Below are 17,414 nucleotides of genomic sequence, written 5' to 3'. Positions count from 1 at the left end.
CAATCCCGTAGTGGAACATAAAGGAAACGTCCTACACTACGTGGTTTTTCGATGGCTAACTGCTGGCTCTTCAGCGAGATACAGCGTATGCGCTTTATACGCCTTGTATCACGTTTGTAGGACATCAATTCGACACGCAGGACTGAGGTGAAAAGCATGGCGAAGAAGCAGAAAATTGTGAGTGTACGCATTGATCCTGGCGTTATGGAGGAAGTTGAGAAGGCTGCGAAAGAGGAAGGCTATAGTTCTCCATCGTCGTACATACGCGAGGCGTGCAAGAGTCGCCTCGGCGGGGTATCGAAAGCTCTGGAAGAAGCTGAGGAACGCATCCTCGAGCTCCTCTTTCAACAAAGCCAACACATTCACATGATGCAGAAGATTGCTATCGTCCAGTACCAAGCCATGAACATCTTCATGAAGCTGTACCTGACCTACACACCTGAGATCGCTCCGGAAGAGATGGAGGCGTCGATAGCACGCGCCAAGACCAGGTATCGGAAATATCAAGATGACGTCGCCAGGGAAATTCCAGATCGGCCGTCGGCTTATTTCGACCGCGTGATCAGGGACTTTGAAAAGCTAGGAGTAAAGTTTGACTTCGACTAAGCTGCGCGGTCCTATTAAAAATCCAAAGGTAAGTCCGCAAGCAATTCGCATCGTTTGCATTAGTGACACGCATGGGCAGCACCGCCAACTGACGGTGCCTGAGGGCGACATCCTGATCCACGCTGGAGACTTCATGCGGTCCGGTCAGCGACTGAATGAGATCGTCGATTTCAACGACTGGCTTGGTAGTCTCCCTCACCCGCACAAGGTTGTGATCGCGGGGAATCACGACTTGCTCTTCGAGTCCTATCCGGAGATGGCTCGCGGTCGGCTGAACAACACAACCTATCTGGAGAATTCAGGAGCAGAAATTTTTGGCCTCAAGTTTTGGGGCTCCCCGGTTCAGCCTACCTTCCACAACTGGGCGTTCAACGTGGACCGCGGCGCTGCGATCCGCCGCTACTGGAAGAAAATCCCGTCGGACACGGATGTTCTTATCACTCATGGGCCACCTTTTGGCACGCTGGACAAGATCGATATCCTCGGCCCGCATCTGGGCTGCGAGGAGCTTGCGAAGACCATTTCGCAGATCAGGCCTCGGCTCCATGTCTTTGGGCATATTCACGGGGGCCATGGGCAGGAAACGACTAAAGCCACCGCATTTGTGAACGCCGCTGTTCTCAACGAGCGTTATGAGTTGACACATAAGAGCCAGACAATCGACTTGATTGTTAATCGCGGCCCTGAGAGAAACTCGATACGGTGAATTCGCCACACAGAGAGCACTAGCGATAAGGGCATCTCTTATCCGCCAACGATCTTTGTGTAGAGGTCCTTGAGCTCGCGAATTGGTTCAAAACGGGCTGGATTTTCAGCGGCAGCGACGGCATGGAAATGCCGTTCGCCGCAAAGAATCTGAGCCTCTTCCTTGGGGCGTAGATTGCGAAAGGCTCCCTTCGTCTCCAGGACGAAGTACAGGCGTTCTTCGCCATCACGAGAGAGCAATACCGCCCAGTCCGGGTTGTAACCACCTAAGGGAGTGGGTACGACGAACCAACCCGGAAGCTTCACGTAGAGCTTGACTCCTTCGCTGCGCTCCAACTCTTCAACAAAGGTCCGTTCGACATTCGAGTCACATACGGTCTCTTCGTAAAGCGAGCGTTTGGATGGCACAAGATTTGCCAAATAGCCGGTGAGCTCCTGGTGAAGGAACAGCTCCTGCGCATAGAAGGAATCAGAAAGCCGGTGATATTGAACCCCATCCACCAAGGTCTGACGCTTCGCCGCGATGATCGCTTTGCTGACGACACGGATGAATTCATTGGGGTTCCGGCGAAAATCTTGTAAGCGGCGCGATTCCGAAAGAATCCGTACGACCGTTCTCCGAAGGAGTTGTGTCTTGTCCTGCAACTCGGAAACAAGATCGGGGAAGAACGGCTGTTCGGTTGAGACCACCTCAGGAACCGAGGTTGCTGTTTCTCCGGCTGTAATGCCGCCCCTGCCGAGGGACGCCGTTGTTGTAGTCGTGATGAACGTAGGAGGAGCGATGACCTCCCTCTGAATCGCACGAACACAGTTCTGGACAAGCAACTCAGGATCGAAGTGAACGCGATACGTTGACTTCGTGCGAATACGATCCCACAGCTGGCGGAATTCCTCGCTGTTCAAGACAGCCTCGCGGAGTCGCACCGTTGGCCGTGGTTCATCTGCATTGCGGATGACTACGCCAGCGCTAATCTTGTTGAGGCGCTCTTCAATCAGCTCTCGTTGAGCTTCAAACTCTGTTGGCAGTTGCAGCGTCTTGGTATCCAACGCCTTCTTCAGAGCTTCGGTGGCCTTGCCGTTGTTATCGAGGTAACCGCTCTGACGCAGTGAATCCCAGAGCTTTTGCGAAGACTCCTTACCCAGCGCAACAGCAGATTCGCCTTCCTTTTGCACCGGGATCGTCGCGAACTCGATCGGGTCTACGATCCCAAAACGGATGCCGGTCTCATCCTGAATATCTTTCTGTAGCTTTTCGGCAAAACTCTGGTAGCTCTCGTTCGCAATAACGGTCAGCGTATTCGTCTCGAAGCCGCGAATACGTTCGCCCTGCTGGTTCACGCAAAGCCGCAAGCCACGTCCGAGGGTCTGGCGCCGCTCTCGCTCTTGATTCATCTCGCGGAACGCGCAAATCTGGAACACATTCGGATTGTCCCAGCCTTCACGTAAGGCCGAGTGGCTGAAAATGAATTTGAGCGGCGTCTTCAGATCGAGTAGGCGGGTCTTTTCCCGCATGATCAGGTTGTAGGTCTCGGTATCGCGCGTGTCCTGGTTGCCGCCTTTGAGTTTGATTTCGCCTTCGAAGGGCGTAATCAGTTTCTTTTCGCGGTCAATGGAGAAGTAGCCGTTGTGAACATCACGAGCGACCGTGGCCATATCCGCGCCCTCAAAGAGCTGTTTATATTCTGGCAGACGTGCCAGTCGGGCATACTCCTGCTCGAAGATAGCAACATAAGGGCCAGGTGAGCCGTCCGTCAGGCGATAGTCTTCTACGCGTCTGATGAAGAAGAGGCTCAGCACCTTAATGCCACGCGGGCGTAGGCGTTTTTCTTTATCCAGGTGAGCCTTGATGGTGCGGCGGATCATGGCTGCCGATAGCGCACCCTCGTCCACATCGCCGAAGACCGGTTCCTCCGGTGTCAGCGTCACTGTTGCGCCGGGCACACGTAGCTCAACCGCATCCATACTACCGGCGACATCGCGGCTTTTCTTGCGGATGCTATCGACTACATGGTCCGCGTAGACACTCCGGTTTGTGGCCTGGTCCAGAGGATCGGTGGCGTAGACCCAGATAGGCTCACGCTGAATGCCGTTCACACGCTCGCAGTCGAGTTCCAGCTCAGCCCGCACGGGCTTGTTCTTCTTGGCTTCAATCCGCAGCAGCTTAATGTACGGGCGATTATGGTCGTTCTCGCTCAGCAGTGAGGCCACCTCAATCTGCTTCACCAGTCGCTGCTCATAGGCATCCACCGCATCCAGCTTGTACACGGTATGGTGGTGCTGAATATGCGTCGCCGAGTAGCGCAGCGTCACCAAAGGCCTGAGTGCCTTAAGCGCCTCGCGTCCAGCCGTTCCCAGGCCTTCGACGCTCTGCGGTTCATCCACGATCAGGATCGGATTCGTAGAGGCTACAACGTCCAGCGGCTTCTCACCAGCAAGCTTTTCCTGCGGGTTATTGAAGATAGTGCGCCCGCCATAGAGCGACTGCACCGTTGCCACCATGATCTCGATGTCTTTGCTCGTCGCGAAGTCTCGAATCGCACTCAAACGGGACGAGTCATAGACGAAGTGATGCGCGAGCTGGTTGTACTTGCGCCGGAAGTGTTCGGCGGTATCGCGCAGCGTCGATCCAACGCCTTCCTTGATCGCGACCGAAGGAACCACGATGACGAACTTCGTGAAGCCGAATCGCTGGTTCAGCTCATAGATAGTGCTCAGGTAGACGTAGGTCTTGCCTGTACCCGTCTCCATCTCCACATCGAAATTGCGGTCATGCGCGAGAGTGTCATCCTGCGGGATTGAGTTGCGGAGCTGTATCTCGCGCAGGTTCGCCAGGAGATAGTCGTCGGCCGTATTGCTGACGCGGTTGCCAATGCCCAGGTCCGATTGCTGTACGCCGGTCAGCTCAAGCTGGTCGGTAGGCAGGGTGACGGTGAACTCGGCACGCGAAATCTCCTGCCCACGAAACAGGTCACAGACGGCATCAATGGCGGCGCGTTGATGAGGCAGGTCTTCGTAGAGCAGATGCACTATTTCTTTCCTCGCTGTCTCTTGGACAGGTCAGAGACCTTCGCTTCGATCTCCTGGGACATGGCGCGTTCGCCTTCCGCTTCGAGCATCCGGCGTCGTTCTACCTCAAATTTTGCATATTCCTTTTCCGCGAATCGATCCGCAGCATCTTTGCTCAGCGAACCCGCGTTATCCAGCACGCGGCGCTCGTTGAACTCCAGAAAGGAATCCAGCTTGGCCGTCCAGTCTTTCAGGAACACCTGCTTGCGGCGCTTAGCCTGATCCTCGGCAAAATCCAGCCACATGACCACAATCCGGTTCAGCTCTTCGATCTCAGGCTGGCTCAGGTAGTTCTTAGCCACGGTGACATCTGCTTTCGTCACCCGGCCACCCTTCCAGGTCGTCAGCCCCATGTTCGGCTCGGTCGCCTTCGCCCGCGAGCGGATCGTCTCGGCAGCGGTCTTGCCAGTCGTGGCAAAGTGCAGCTTGTTCTGGATCGTCTGGAAGAAGGTCGTCGTCTGGGCGGTAGAAGCCTGATAGTCGCTTGCCAGCGCGAAGATTTCGCGGACCCGCAGGTACATCCGCTTCTCGCTGGCCCGGATATCCCGAATCCGCTCAAGCAGTTCGTCGAAGTAGTCCGGAACGCTCGACGAAGCTCCCGGAGGGTTCTTCAGGCGCTCATCGTCCAGGGTGAAGCCCTTGACTAGGTATTCGCTCAGCCGCGCCGTCGCCCAGCGCCGGAACTGCGTGCCCTGCGCGGAGCGGACGCGGTAGCCGACCGCCAGAATGGCGTCCAGGTTGTAGTGCTCGACGAGGCGGGCGACCTCCCGGTCACCCTCCCAGCGAACTATCCGGAATTTCCGGATAGTTCGATCAGGGTATAATTCTTCCTCTTCGTAGATGTTTTGCAGGTGTTCGTTGATGGTGCGAACGTCCCGCTGAAACAGCTCGGCGATCAGCGCTTGGCTCAGCCAGAGCGTTTCGTCTGCGAACCGGCACTCGACCCGGACCGTCCCGTCCTCGGTTTGGTAAAGAAGAATTTCTCCAGCCGGAAAATTTTGCTCTTCGGGCATGGCTACAGGCTCCGCACGTCTGTCAGCCCGTGCTGTTTCAAAATCTCGGTCAGATTGCTCTTCGCCACGTCATCCACGAACGCCGTATCGCGGAAAACGACAAGTGGCGGCTGTACCTTCGCGGGCTTCTCAAGCGGCGCAGTGAGATCGGACGCAGGCGGCGGAGCCAGTTCCTTGTGCCATGCGACGATGCCATGAGCCAGTGGCTCGACGTCAGCAGTTTCGATGCGCGGTGCAAGGCACGCAATCAGGTCTCCGGTGGAGACAGCGAATACCTGCCGCCCGGCAAAGGTGCGCTCTACGATGGGAGCCGTCAGTGCGTAATAAATACCACGCTTCAGCAGCAGTTCGTAAAGCAGGTCATGCTCCGTCCGCTCTGGAAGTATGTTGTCAACTTCACCCAGCAAGCGCTGCTCATTAACAGGTAATGTAGGGTCCCACGGACGGATGCTTGTCGTGTCCAACTTAAAGACTCGGAAACCAAGGTCGTGGACTCGTTTAGGCCCCTCGCTGACGACGAGTTCAGATGATCGGCGCAAGCGTTCTTTCGTGAGCTCGGTGATATGTAGAGGCTTTCCCAGCGACTCCAAGAACTTCGCTCCCGGCTTATGCTCGCTCTTCTTAGGATCGAGGACCTCAGGGATTTGCACCAAGATGAATCGACGGCTACCGCCATCAAGGTGGTTGAGGCGGCGAATCGCTTGAGCGGAGGAACCACTACCCGCAAAAAAGTCGAGTGCAATGTCATCATCAGTGGTCACAAACCCGAACAATCGAAATAGAAGCGCTTCCGGCTTAGGATTCGAAAATATCTTCTGCACACCGAAGAGCTTATTCAGCTCGTTAGCACCAGTACGACTATCAAGGTTGATGACGCTACTTAACTTCCCCTCATATTCGGATAGGTACTGCTTCAGCTGGATAATTTGGTCCTCATCTTCACCAAATATCACCCTTCCTGCTTTCAGCAACTCCTTCATCCGGGTTTCTGGAAAACGGTACCCATTTACTGGTGGCGTGCAGACCTTGCCTGTAACTGGATGCCAAACGTCATATTTGTAGCCGCCGGGTTTTGGATTGTGGACCTTACGGCTGCCGGTATATAGGCCCTCAGCGTCGACGCGATCATAATGAGTGATCGAGGCTAACGTGGCGCGGTTGGCCTTTATGTACTCTCTGATCTGCTGTTGAAGCTCCTCATGAGTAAGTAACGGTGCATTCGACCGCATCTTTTCAAAGGCGTCGAGGAGAATTCGCTTACTCTCATCGGTTTCATCCTTCCATGGAGCCTGCGCTTCCGCTGAGCGAGCAAAGCAAAGGATGTACTCGTGTTCGATCGCAATCTGTGTGGGATTGTTGTCCGTGGAGCCCTTCCAAACCAACGTGCCTAGGTCGTTCTCCTCTCCGAATACCTCATTGCAGAGCTCCAGCAGATTAGCGACCTCCCCCTCGTCAATACTGATGAAGATGACGCCATGATCCACAAGAAGATTTCTTGCCAGCATCAGGCGGCAGTACATCATGTTCAGCCAGTCAGTATGTAAGCGCCCCGAACTCTCCCTTTCGCTAGATATGGCAATTCCTGAAGAATCCCGTTGGCCCGTGATCCTTTGATAGTTACCAATGCTGTCGCGGAAGTCGTCCTTGTAAACGAAATCCTTGCCCGTGTTGTATGGCGGATCGATGTAAATCATCTTGATCTTGCCCGCATAGGACTTCTGCAACAGCTTCAGCACTTCGAGGTTGTCGCCCTCGATCATCAGGTTCTGCGTCGTATCCCAATCGACGGACTCCTCGGGAGCTGGACGCAGTGTGCCCGTGGATGGTGTCAGCGCCAGGCGGCGAGCTGCTCGCTTGCCGTGCCAGTTCAGCCCGTACTTCTCGTCGTCCGTAGCTAGCTCACCACCCAGCAATTCACGAAGCACATCGAAGTCGATGCGCCGTGATACCACACCGTTCGGCCCGGCATCCTCCGTCACGGCCTGCGGAAAGAGTTCGCGCAGGTGCTCGATGTTCTCAGCGGTGAGATCGGCAGACTGGCTAAGTGGATCGTGAACGGCAATCGGTTCCAAAGCGGGGCACCTCAACGAGACAGGGTTAGTAACTTAAAGCGCTGGGACTACGCCAGAAGCACGGAAAGCAGTTCCGTGCGCCGCGCAAGCAGATGCTTCAATGCAAGGTTCCATTCTACCCGCCGGGCCAACTGCCGTTCTACCGCCACGCGGCTTCGCAAAGTAGCTTCCTCTCGCGCCAGACCGTCCAATTCCGCCTGCGCTGCGCGATGCCGGTCAGCCTGATCGGGCGAGTCCAGTGGACGTAGTTCCGTGTAACTTCCGAGACGCTGGAGCCAGAGCGCGGAATCGAATGCAACCAATAGGTTCATCCAGCCGCCATACGCATGAAACATATCCCGCACAGGCAGAGTGAGCCCAGTAAGTCCGAGTTGCCGCAGTAAGTCGGCCACGAGACGGCTACTGGCCGATTCTCCCCGCAGACAAACAGAGCGCATCTCCTCCAGCACGGGCTTTCCGGCCTCGACATTCAAGGGTTTACGTTTGTGCGCGAGCGAAAACGTGAGTGAATTTGGCGTTTCGATGAAAAGCAGGACCGGATACGGCACGGCGCGATGGATCAACTGCGCCAGGCGCTCGATGCGGCTGGCAAACTGGTTTTCGGCACGGGTCACGATAGCGAGCACTGCGATCTCCGTGTACTCGCGGATGTCATCGGCATAGGCGGCCAGCCCGGTAGAGACGGGCTTGAGCGAAGCAAGCCAGCGAAACTCTTCCAGGTCCTCCCGAACCAGCTTCTTATCGGCGGCGGTGGTTCCCGACTGCGCAGCAAGCTGCTCCAGGAAAAGCTTCTTGGGAACGCGCTGGTTGAGCGCTGCCTCAGCAGGAAGCTCCAAAGCCGCATAGACGCTTTCGATGCCTGGCAGAGCGGGAGTATCGACCGGTGTTGAAGGCTCACTCATGCGGCAGCACGACCAGGATCGTCATGACCTCGTAATCGTCCATCCCCGCAAACTCGCCGCTGGAGGCATGCGTCCCGCCACGCGAAAAAAGGCTAGCAATAGCGCGTTCCTCGCGCTTGCCCGTGATGTGTGCGATGGCCTTGGCGAGTAGCCCCTGATAGTGCTCCATCCGCTCGCCCGATCCGGTTCGCCGGTCGAAGGCTCTCCACGACGCCACTTGTACCTCTGCCGGAGTTACGGCTGGTGAACATGCCCGCTTAAGGCAAGCGAGCGTCTGGCGAGCCTGCGTGTACGGCAGCACAATGCGTCCGTCGTCGCCCACATATACGAGGTAGTACGGGGCGAGCGGATAACCCGGCTCAACCGCCTCCAACGCAGCCTCCCCTGCAGCCTGCAAACAGAAGATGGCTCCAGGGAGCAACTCGTCTCCGTCGCTAAATATCGGAGTGAGCCGGCCAGGAAGCTGACTCTCAAGCACTCCCGGATTCTGCTTCTGAAACGCAGCCAGATCGCGACGGAAATCGTTCAAGGTAAGGTCAGTGATCGAGATGCCATTCGACAGGTCTTCAAGATCAAGTACCGCGCTTTGGAGGCGCAGGAGTTGCTTCCTCCTGTACTCCAGATCATTCATTGCATCGCGGGCCTGCTGGCGGATAAGGTCCTCTTCGCCAGTCGCGGACACATCGAGCAACACCATGCGACCGCTGACGCGCTGCTCCAGGCCTATGTACTCTTCCAACTCCATGTTCGGCCAGAAGTTGACGAGCTGGATCGAAGCGTTGCGCGAGCCGAGGCGATCGATACGACCAAACCGCTGAATGATGCGAACGGGGTTCCAGTGAATGTCATAGTTCACCACCGTGTCGCAGTCCTGCAGATTCTGCCCCTCAGAGATGCAGTCGGTCGCGATGAGCAAGTCAATGTCACCGTCCGAAGCTAGTTGCTCAGGACGCTCTTTGGATCGAGGAGAAAAAGCTGTCAGAACGCCTGTGAAGTCAGCGCGGAGACGTGGCAAGGTCGAACGGTTATGTCCCGTTCCAGTCACCAGGCCGCTATCGATTCCGAGCTCAGCCTTTGCCCACGGCGCGAGTTCGCGATAGAGGTAGTCCGCCGTATCTGCGAATGCTGTAAACACCAGTAGCTTGCGGTTACCCTCGTTGAAAGGGGAACCGCATTTCTCCAGGATGAAGCGCTTCAGCTCTTGCAACTTGGCATCGCGCTCTGGGGCGATGCATTCTGCCTCCTCAAGCAGAGACGAGAGCCGCTCTTGGTCTTCGCGCAACTCTTGCGCCCACTTAATACGATCGACGTCCGCGAGCAGTACTTTGATTTTGCTACCGATGGTGAGCGGTTCCAACGCAGCATCGTCGTCGGAGAGGTCATCGGGCGAAAGTTCTTCTCCCGTTGTTTCCTGCTGGCGTTCAAGCTGTTCCAACAGATCATCCACCGCTGCAAGCTGCCGCTCCACCGTGAGCCCAAATGAAACGACAGAGCTCTCCATCCGCTTCAGCATGTTCACACGCAGCAAGTGAATGAGGCTCTCTTCACGATCCGCCTGGCGGAAAGTGCTCTCTCCTCCACGAATCGATGTTGCATACCGGCGCTCATACGCCGCTTTCTTGTGAGGAAAGACATAGCGCATGACGGCATAAGCGCTGAGATTGAGCTGGCGGATCTCGTCGTTGATATCGCGGACTGCCGGAAATTGACGCTGTACATCAACATCGGCCTTGATGTTCTTTGGCGCTAGTCGGTTGGGGAAGGTGCCTGACTCTTCCGTGCCGTAATACTTCTGGATGTGCTTGCGAGAGCGAGCGATAGTCAGCAGGTCTAGCAGCTTGAAGTAATCGAAACCGATCATGTCCATCAGGCGCGCCGGAGTGCGTTCTGCTTCGGGGGTTTTCAGCCACGCATTGAATTGAGCCTGCGCGCGCCGAACCGTCGTCTCGATGCTCTGAATTCCCTGTTTTTCGAGGGCATCATCGCGTCCCTCAGTGGCGAAGGCAATCTGGTTCTTAAGGTCAGCGAGACGATTATTCACTGGAGTTGCCGAGAGCATCAGCACGCGGGTCTTTACGCCGGACTGAACGATCCGCTTCATCAACTGGTCATACCGAGTGTCGTGTTCGCGGTGAGCATTCTTGTTCCGGAAATTGTGTGATTCGTCGATCACAACCAGGTCGTAATTGCCCCAATTGACGTAGGAAAGGTCGATCTCGCCGGAATGGCCGCTCTCGCGAGAGAGATCGGTGTGATTCAGCACGTCGTAGTGGAAACGGTCTGCCGAAAGTATGTTGCGGATATCGCTGGAACGGCGGTAGAGAGTCCAATTGTCACGCAAGCGCTTCGGGCAAAGCACCAACACACGCTGGTTGCGCAACTCGTAATACTTGATGACCGCGAGACCTTCAAATGTCTTACCCAGACCTACGCTGTCAGCAATGATGCATCCACCAAACCGCTCGATCTTGTCGATTGCCCCGATCACTGCGTCACGTTGAAAACGATAGAGACGCTGCCAGACGGCGGTCTCCTGAATTCCGGTCGCCGCATTGACGATCCGATCTTCATCGAAGATCTCCATCGTTCCGTTCAGCATGTGGAGGAGAGCCAGTGGGTAAAGCAGATCCGCCGATGTATTTTCAGTCAGTGAGGCTAGGACCTCAGATAGCCGGTGAGCTCCGGTTGTCCGGTGTCCACGCTCCCAAAGTTTCGAGAACCATTGATCCAGCATCCGCGCTTCTGCCGGGGTATCGGCACTTTGGATCAGAGAGACGCCCTCGTAGGGTGACAGGCCCAGGCCCGAAGTCGTGATCGAGCAATCCCCATTGATGGCTTTAAGCAGACCCAGGTTAGGATCAGCCAGAATGAGCACAGACTGCAGAAGAGGAGCAGGCAGCTCGGCAATCTGTCCTTTGTTTTGGAGGAACGCCAGGCATTCGGCTGCCAGCCATTTCGTCTTGAGTTGGTTCCTCAGGCTGCGATCAGCGGACTCTCCAAGAACGAAGCGTTCAACCTCGGCTTGAGGAATGAGCAGACGAAATGCTCTGAGTGAGCGCAGTTGAGCGTGAAGCGCGGAGAACCCGAATATCGAGAATGCTGTAGAGGCAGCACTGAGTGAAGCCCCCTCAGCGAGGGAGCGAAGTTCATCGACGACACGTTCATTGCCGGTATTCGAGAGTAGCTTCATTGGGAGCCTGTCTGTGCGATCTTGGCCAAGCGGTCTAGGATGAGCGGGACTCGGCCGTCATCAAGAACGAATCCTGGTAGCACATCTTTGAAGAGGGACTCGCCAAGGAGTGACTGGGCAGCTTGCGCCAGATAGCCGCGCAGGTCTGTGGGACATTCTTCAATTTCGGCAAGCAGTTCATCCCGGCCTTCGATTACTGCAATGAAGTCCTCAAGGTCGTGACTGGCTGCGAAATCACTTTGTCCGCGACCTCGAAAAGCCTCCATCTTTGTTCCCAGAAAGAACGGGGCTTTGATGATTTGAACCGATCGTCCCGAACTCAATTCAATGGGCATGGGGTTATTGAGGGCGCTCTCGTACCAGATGTTGGTGTATCCAAGCACCTCTTCTCTGATAGCGAGCACATCCAACGTGAGAGCCCCGCTCTTCCAACGACAAGTAGGAGCTCCTTCACCCATGTCTTCGCTAAAGCCTTGCTCGCGCAAGCGCTCGGAGAACTCGATGTAGTCCGCATAGGTAACAATCTCGGCAATCACATCAACATCGCTCGTATTACGGATGGGAGCCGATGCTGGATCGGAGATGAGAATCCCCAGCGTGACACCGCCGACGAAGACGATCTCGTTCAGGAAGGGAGCAAGCTTTTCGGCAGCCTCTTCCAGCAGAGCTAGATTAGGATCGCGCGTTGGCATCTAGTGCAGGGCCTTTTTCAGATAATCAATAGCCAGCGTTCTTTCGCGTACTTTCCCGCCTCGAATGGCATCGCATACTGCGAGGAGTTCATAAAACCTACTATCCAGCAGTGCAGCTTTCGGGGCACCTTTGTATAGCGGGCTGAATGCAAGGCCACGGACCGATCCTTCGGCATAGGGCCATACGGCGGGAGGCTCATCACTCGCCACAAAAGCCGATTTGAGCGGTTCCGCTGAAATGGCCGTCGGCACTCCGCGCGTCAATGAACCCCTCTCGGGTGGAAAAACATACTTCAGCCCGTGAGTGAGGAATTCCAGAAGCGCGGACCGATTGACCCTCTTCTCGATGTCAGAGATATAGAGGAGTCCTGCTACGCTACATCGACTGAGCGACTTCGATACCTCGGAAGGGGCTAAACAAAGCTCTTGAGCGAGGTCCTTCGCGAGGACTCGTGGGCCATCTCTTAAGCTGAGCTTCAAAAGAAGCGCTATATCTTGACCAAGCATGACACGAGTATGATGTCAAAAATATTTCCAATTCGCAAATTGGAAATTGGAAACCCAGTCGCCTTACAGACGCGCTGAAATGCGTTTTACCCTTTTTGAGGTACAGCAGAGGTACATACATCAGCTCAGATTGACTATGCCAAACTGCTCTAAACTACGTATCCCCAACTACTTAAGGCTACTCTCAATTATGCTCGCCGACTCTTAGTTTTCATAGACATACGCAGTTGAGCCGAGACTCATAATCCGTTGGTTCCAGGTTCAAGTCCTGGTGGGCCCACCATCGTTTTCGGCGTGGGTGGGGAGTCTTCGTTCTCCTGCCGATGGCCGCTTGTTGCTCCCAGGCCAGGTAGTCGGCTGCGCGGGGAGCTGCGACAATAGTGGCGCGTGGCGAAATCTACGAAAACAAAATCGGTGCCGAAGCCGCAGCGCGCGGTCCGCGTCGCCTTCGACCAGCTCGGGACGCAGAAGGCCAAGCGTCGCCTGCTGCGCGATGCATCGCGTCCGGAAGAGCTGCGCGACCACGCGTTTCGCCGCATGATCTTCGCGATCCCTGCCGGCAAGGTGAGTACTTACGGCAAGGTTGCCGCTGCCGCCGGCTATCCGCAGTATCATCGCGCCGTAGCGCGCCTGCTTCGCACCGAACTCCCCGATCAGCTTCCCTGGCATCGCGTGCTCGGGGCGGGAGGCGAGATTAAACTCGACGGAGCCGCTGCGCTCGAGCAGCGAGCCCGCCTCCGCGCTGAAGGCGTTCGCTTCCATGGGGAACGCGTCGACATGGAGAAGCACGAACACCTTTTCCGCACCTGGGAGATTTACCCGTAGCCCCGCTCGAGCGAGCTCCATGAGAGATGCGGACCGTGCAGAAATCGCGCCTGCCAGGGCATGCGTAGATTCCCAGAGAACACGTTCCGCCAGATCCGCCATTTGCAACCAACAACGTTACAAAGAGCGCGAGAAATCAGGCGGTCTTCCCGCTCCTTAACGCGGGAAGGCGCAGCAGCCGCACAAGAATTGCGATCCCTCCGGCAAGCGCAGCCAGCCATACGGCAAGTGCCACGTGATCGACCCAGGCCGGAGCTACGCCGACGCGATGCAGCAGGAAAGGAAAGAAATTCCACGTGGTGATGTGTACGTAGTCCCATGCGTCTTCGGTCATGGCCTGCGTGTTGAGTCCCCAGGCCTGCATTCTGCCAAGCGCGAAGGCGGCGATATTCTTCATGCGCAGCGCGATGACGAAGGTGGGATGGCCGAGGGTCTCCATCTGATATATCTCGAGCGGGAGCCAGAAGGCGAGCGAGACCAGCTGCACGACGAGAGCTGCACCGACGATGAACTGCCCGGCGCGATAGATCCATGCGGCAAACGCGGTGCGATGACGCAGCAGCAACGGCACAGCGAGCAGCGAAGCGAGCTCGACAGCCGTTGAGACATAGCGATCTCCCCAGGCAAAGTCGCCGCTCCACACGGTGTAGCGTGCGTAGAAGCAGAGATAGCCGAGCAGCAGCGCGAAACCGGCAAGGAGATAAGCGCGCACGGTGCGATCGAAGCGGCGCCAGCCGATAACGATGAGCAGGAGCATCAGCACCAGCAGCGGATCGAAGAGAAAGATCGACTTCTCGGGCGCGAAGAGCGGGCCGAAGAAGCCTTCGTGAAATGGCTTCTCGAAGGGGTAGGTTACAGGGAGGCTCGGATCGCGCAGGCGCGCTTCGCGGGCAACGATGCCAACATAGGTCCCGGCGAAAGAACCGAAGCGGTAGAACTGGTAGAGGCGATCGAGCAGGCCGAAGAAAAGATAGACAGGGACAGCCATGCGGAGATAACCGAGCAGGCGCACAAAGAGCTTTCGGCCTGCGCCTTCTTTCGCAAACAGCACCAGCAGCACAAACAATCCGCAGGCCAGCAGATCGAGGCCGGTGGTGAGACGCGTGAGGAGATTGAGTCCTAACGCGGCCGCACCCAGAAGAAGATCGCGACGGCGCCCATCTTCTACCCACGCAAGCTGCCACGAGAAGCCGGCGAGCGTGAGCAGGAAGATGTAGTTGTTCTCCATCAGGTTCTGCGTGTAGTGCAGGTGCGTGGTGCAGAGCATCAGGGCCAGCGTGCCGAGCACAGCCTGTCGCGGCGTAAAACGCAACTGGCCCAGAAAGCGCAGGCAGAGCAGCGCCGTGAGCACGGCGAGCAACATGCTGGTGGAATAACTGACGACGATGTTGCGGATACTTGGATCGTCCGTGTAATTACGGAAGACGGGCAGGTGCGCGATGCCGGTGCCGACGATATCGGCAGGCAGCATGAGCAGAGACTGGCCGATGCCGTACCAGCTTTGCAGCGTGCCGTTGTGGCCATGGATGCCGAACTCGGGATACTCATTCGGAAAGACGGGCGGCTCGGAGGTCCAGAAGGCATGCGTGGACTGCAGGCGATGCATGGTGTCCGCGGTGCCGATCTCACCCGATTGCACGACGAAGGCGAGCAACGCGGCAAAGAGCGCGAGAAGAAAGGCCGGGCTGCTCCAGCACGAAGAAGAAGAGGGGATGGGGGAGGGCTGCGGCATGCGTCTCTTTCAGCATATCTGCCTATGGCTTCCTGCCTTCCCACCCAAGCCAGCTGCTGGCCTGCATAGGACATCCGGGTTTATCGCCTCCCGCCCAAGCAGAGCTTGGACGGGGCACCCGGACTCTCTCTTGATCCGTGAGAACAACGAGCCGGCTCGCGGATGCCGGCTCGCGACCAGCGGGTGCGGGAGCTGAAGGCGAAAGGCCTGGACGGCCAGTCCCGCCCTGCGCGCAGCCGTTAGTATGGAGGCGTGGCTTCCCTGCTTGAGATCGATCGTCTCTCTGTGCGTTTTGGCGCAGCCGAGGCCGTACGCAGCCTCTCTCTGCATCTCGACGAAGGCGAGGTGCTGGGGCTGGTCGGCGAATCCGGCTCGGGCAAATCAGTGACGGCACTGGCGGTCATGCAGTTGCTCGGCCCCGCCGCGCAGACCGAAGGCTCGATTCGATTCACAAGCCAGAATGCAGGCCCGGTAGACCTTCTGCAACTGCGTGCCGAACCAATGCGCCGCCTGCGCGGGCGCGAGATGGCCATGATCTTCCAGGAGCCGATGACCGCGCTGAACCCGGTGATGCCGGTGGGCGAGCAGATTGCCGAGGCGATCCGCACGCATCAGCCGGAAAAACCGCGGAGCCAGGTGCGTGAAGCGGTGCTGGAAGCGATGAGCGCTGTCGCGCTGCCCGATCCGGCGCGGCGGGCGCAGGATTATCCGCACCAGTTCTCGGGCGGACAGAGGCAGCGCATCATGATCGCCATGGCCATCGCCAACCGGCCAAGACTGCTGATCGCCGACGAACCGACGACGGCGTTGGACGTGACGGTGCAGAAGCAGATTCTCGAACTGCTGGCCAGCCTGCGCGAGCGCTTCGGGCTGGCCATGCTCTTTATTTCGCATGACCTGGCCGTGGTCTCGCAGGTTTCCGACCGCGTCGCAGTGATGCGCCATGGCCTGCTGCTCGAAGAGGCTTCGCGCGCGACGCTCTTTTCACGGCCGGCGCATCCTTACACCCGCGCGCTGCTGGGAGCGATTCCGACCATGGAGACCGATATTCATCAGCCACTGGCAACGCTTGAGCGCAGCCACGAGAGCGAAGCCCTTCCTCTGCGCGAGGTCGAAACCGGCCATATCGCCCGGATCAGCTAGAAGGTGACACCGGGAAAGATGCTTTCCATCCGCAGCGGATGGGAATAGATTGGGAGAGGTCGTCTTATCCCTATTTTTGGGCCTCGTTGCATTCATGCGCGTTCTCATCCTCTCCGATATTCACGCCAATCTCGATGCCCTGGACGCAGTCCTGGCTCTGGCACCGGCGCATGATGCGGTGTGGAACCTGGGCGATGTGGTGGGCTATGGAGCCAACCCGAACGAAGTCATCGATCGCGTGCGCGGACTGGGCAACGTCTTCGTGCGCGGCAATCATGATCGCGCCTGCAGCGGGCTCGACGGCATCGAGGATTTCAATCCTATCGCCGGACGAGCAGCCCGCTGGACCCGCATCGTTCTCTCCGCCGAGCACACGCAGTGGCTGCGCGAGATTCCCTGCGGCCCCCTTCATCCGGATGGTCCGAATGTGAGCTGCGCGCACGGTTCCCTGCTCGACGAGGACCAATACGTCACCACGGTGCGCGACGCGTGGGCTCCGCTGCATGACGCGAAGACGCGGATCAACTTCTTCGGCCACACACACCTGCAGGGCGGCTTCGCCACCAATGGGCAGGAGTGGTTCCGGCTGGCGCCGCAGTACGGCTCACGGGATAAGGCGGAAGAGTTCGAAATGCCGCTGCGCGAGAATGGCCGTTACCTCATCAATCCGGGATCGGTAGGCCAGCCGCGAGACGGCGACTGGCGCGCGGCCTTTGCTATCTACGACGATGCGCAGATGACGGTGACATACTGCCGCGTACCGTACAACGTAAAGCAGGCACAGGCTCGCATCGTCGCCGCGGGACTGCCTGACAGATTGGCCATCCGCCTGCGCGAAGGCCGCTGAACTGCTGCGCGCAGGGCGAATCTGCCTTCGGCCCCCGCTCCCTCTGGTCGCGAGCTGGAGTGTTGCGGGCTAAACAGAACCGCAGGTCCCTCCACTTCGCTGCGCTTCGGTCGG

Annotated in this window: 12 protein-coding genes; 5 read left to right on the top strand and 7 right to left on the bottom strand. The window is 57.4% G+C overall.

From position 1 onward, the window contains the following. Positions 1-156: 156 nt before the first annotated feature. Complete coding sequence (locus ESZ00_RS09160; protein ID WP_129207775.1) at positions 157-606, top strand: hypothetical protein; 450 nt, start codon at positions 157-159, stop codon at positions 604-606. Next, positions 593-1,312: a metallophosphatase domain-containing protein gene (locus tag ESZ00_RS09155; RefSeq protein ID WP_204520168.1), complete on the top strand. Its 720-nt coding sequence runs from the start codon at positions 593-595 to the stop codon at positions 1,310-1,312. Before ESZ00_RS09160 ends, ESZ00_RS09155 begins: the two co-directional genes overlap by 14 nt. 38 nt (positions 1,313-1,350) lie before the next feature. Here ESZ00_RS09155 and ESZ00_RS09150 read toward each other — a convergent pair whose 3' ends face one another. The 6 genes from ESZ00_RS09150 to ESZ00_RS09125 are packed head-to-tail and all read right to left on the bottom strand — an operon-like array spanning position 1,351 to position 12,246. Further along, on the bottom strand, positions 1,351-4,338 hold the full coding sequence (locus ESZ00_RS09150; protein WP_129207774.1) for a restriction endonuclease: 2,988 nt from the start codon (positions 4,336-4,338) through the stop codon (positions 1,351-1,353). Continuing rightward, positions 4,338-5,390, bottom strand: coding sequence for a virulence RhuM family protein (locus tag ESZ00_RS09145; RefSeq protein ID WP_129207773.1), 1,053 nt, complete (start codon positions 5,388-5,390; stop codon positions 4,338-4,340). Before ESZ00_RS09145 ends, ESZ00_RS09150 begins: the two co-directional genes overlap by 1 nt. A 2-nt stretch (positions 5,391-5,392) precedes the next feature. Beyond that, positions 5,393-7,462 (bottom strand): site-specific DNA-methyltransferase, encoded by a 2,070-nt coding sequence (locus tag ESZ00_RS09140; RefSeq protein WP_129207772.1) that lies wholly within the window; start codon positions 7,460-7,462, stop codon positions 5,393-5,395. 47 nt (positions 7,463-7,509) lie between these two features. Further along, complete coding sequence (locus ESZ00_RS09135; RefSeq protein ID WP_129207771.1) at positions 7,510-8,364, bottom strand: DUF4391 domain-containing protein; 855 nt, start codon at positions 8,362-8,364, stop codon at positions 7,510-7,512. After that, a complete protein-coding gene (locus ESZ00_RS09130; protein ID WP_129207770.1) occupies positions 8,357-11,554 on the bottom strand; it encodes a helicase-related protein in 3,198 nt (1,065 codons plus the stop codon). The genes ESZ00_RS09135 and ESZ00_RS09130 overlap by 8 nt, the downstream gene beginning before the upstream one ends. Next, positions 11,551-12,246 carry a hypothetical protein gene (locus tag ESZ00_RS09125; RefSeq protein ID WP_129207769.1) on the bottom strand — a complete coding sequence of 232 codons (696 nt, stop codon included), beginning with the start codon at positions 12,244-12,246 and terminating at the stop codon, positions 11,551-11,553. The genes ESZ00_RS09130 and ESZ00_RS09125 overlap by 4 nt, the downstream gene beginning before the upstream one ends. A 921-nt stretch (positions 12,247-13,167) precedes the next feature. On the opposite strand from ESZ00_RS09125, the gene ESZ00_RS09120 reads away from it, so the two are divergent. Then, on the top strand, positions 13,168-13,578 hold the full coding sequence (locus ESZ00_RS09120) for an MGMT family protein (RefSeq protein ID WP_229741067.1): 411 nt from the start codon (positions 13,168-13,170) through the stop codon (positions 13,576-13,578). Between the two features lie 136 nt (positions 13,579-13,714). Here ESZ00_RS09120 and ESZ00_RS09115 read toward each other — a convergent pair whose 3' ends face one another. Beyond that, positions 13,715-15,310, bottom strand: a complete 1,596-nt coding sequence (locus ESZ00_RS09115) for a hypothetical protein (RefSeq protein WP_129207768.1) — start codon at positions 15,308-15,310, stop codon at positions 13,715-13,717. 252 nt (positions 15,311-15,562) lie between these two features. Here ESZ00_RS09115 and ESZ00_RS09110 point away from each other — a divergent pair, with 252 nt between their 5' ends. Both ESZ00_RS09110 and ESZ00_RS09105 read left to right on the top strand, forming a co-directional pair. Further along, the gene (locus ESZ00_RS09110) at positions 15,563-16,453 is read left to right on the top strand and encodes an ABC transporter ATP-binding protein (RefSeq protein ID WP_129207767.1); all 891 of its coding nucleotides are present in this window, start codon (positions 15,563-15,565) and stop codon (positions 16,451-16,453) included. A 94-nt stretch (positions 16,454-16,547) separates the two neighbouring features. Further along, a complete protein-coding gene (locus ESZ00_RS09105; protein ID WP_129207766.1) occupies positions 16,548-17,300 on the top strand; it encodes a metallophosphoesterase family protein in 753 nt (250 codons plus the stop codon). Positions 17,301-17,414: the final 114 nt, after the last annotated feature.

It is taken from the genome of Silvibacterium dinghuense (assembly GCF_004123295.1).
GTDB lineage: Bacteria > Acidobacteriota > Terriglobia > Terriglobales > Acidobacteriaceae > Silvibacterium > Silvibacterium dinghuense.
The sequence above is the reverse complement of the archived record's forward strand: the minus strand, read 5'-3'. Positions and strand labels throughout refer to the sequence as shown.

Bases quoted from the DNA above. Each gene is read 5' to 3' on its own strand.
- ESZ00_RS09125 (WP_129207769.1), bottom strand. From the start codon at position 12,246: ATGCCAACGCGCGATCCTAATCTAGCTCTGCTGGAAGAGGCTGCCGAA.
- ESZ00_RS09145 (WP_129207773.1), bottom strand. From the start codon at position 5,390: ATGCCCGAAGAGCAAAATTTTCCGGCTGGAGAAATTCTTCTTTACCAA.
- ESZ00_RS09115 (WP_129207768.1), bottom strand. From the start codon at position 15,310: ATGCCGCAGCCCTCCCCCATCCCCTCTTCTTCTTCGTGCTGGAGCAGC.
- ESZ00_RS09105 (WP_129207766.1), top strand. From the start codon at position 16,548: ATGCGCGTTCTCATCCTCTCCGATATTCACGCCAATCTCGATGCCCTG.
- ESZ00_RS09160 (WP_129207775.1), top strand. From the start codon at position 157: ATGGCGAAGAAGCAGAAAATTGTGAGTGTACGCATTGATCCTGGCGTT.
- ESZ00_RS09130 (WP_129207770.1), bottom strand. From the start codon at position 11,554: ATGAAGCTACTCTCGAATACCGGCAATGAACGTGTCGTCGATGAACTT.
- ESZ00_RS09135 (WP_129207771.1), bottom strand. From the start codon at position 8,364: ATGAGTGAGCCTTCAACACCGGTCGATACTCCCGCTCTGCCAGGCATC.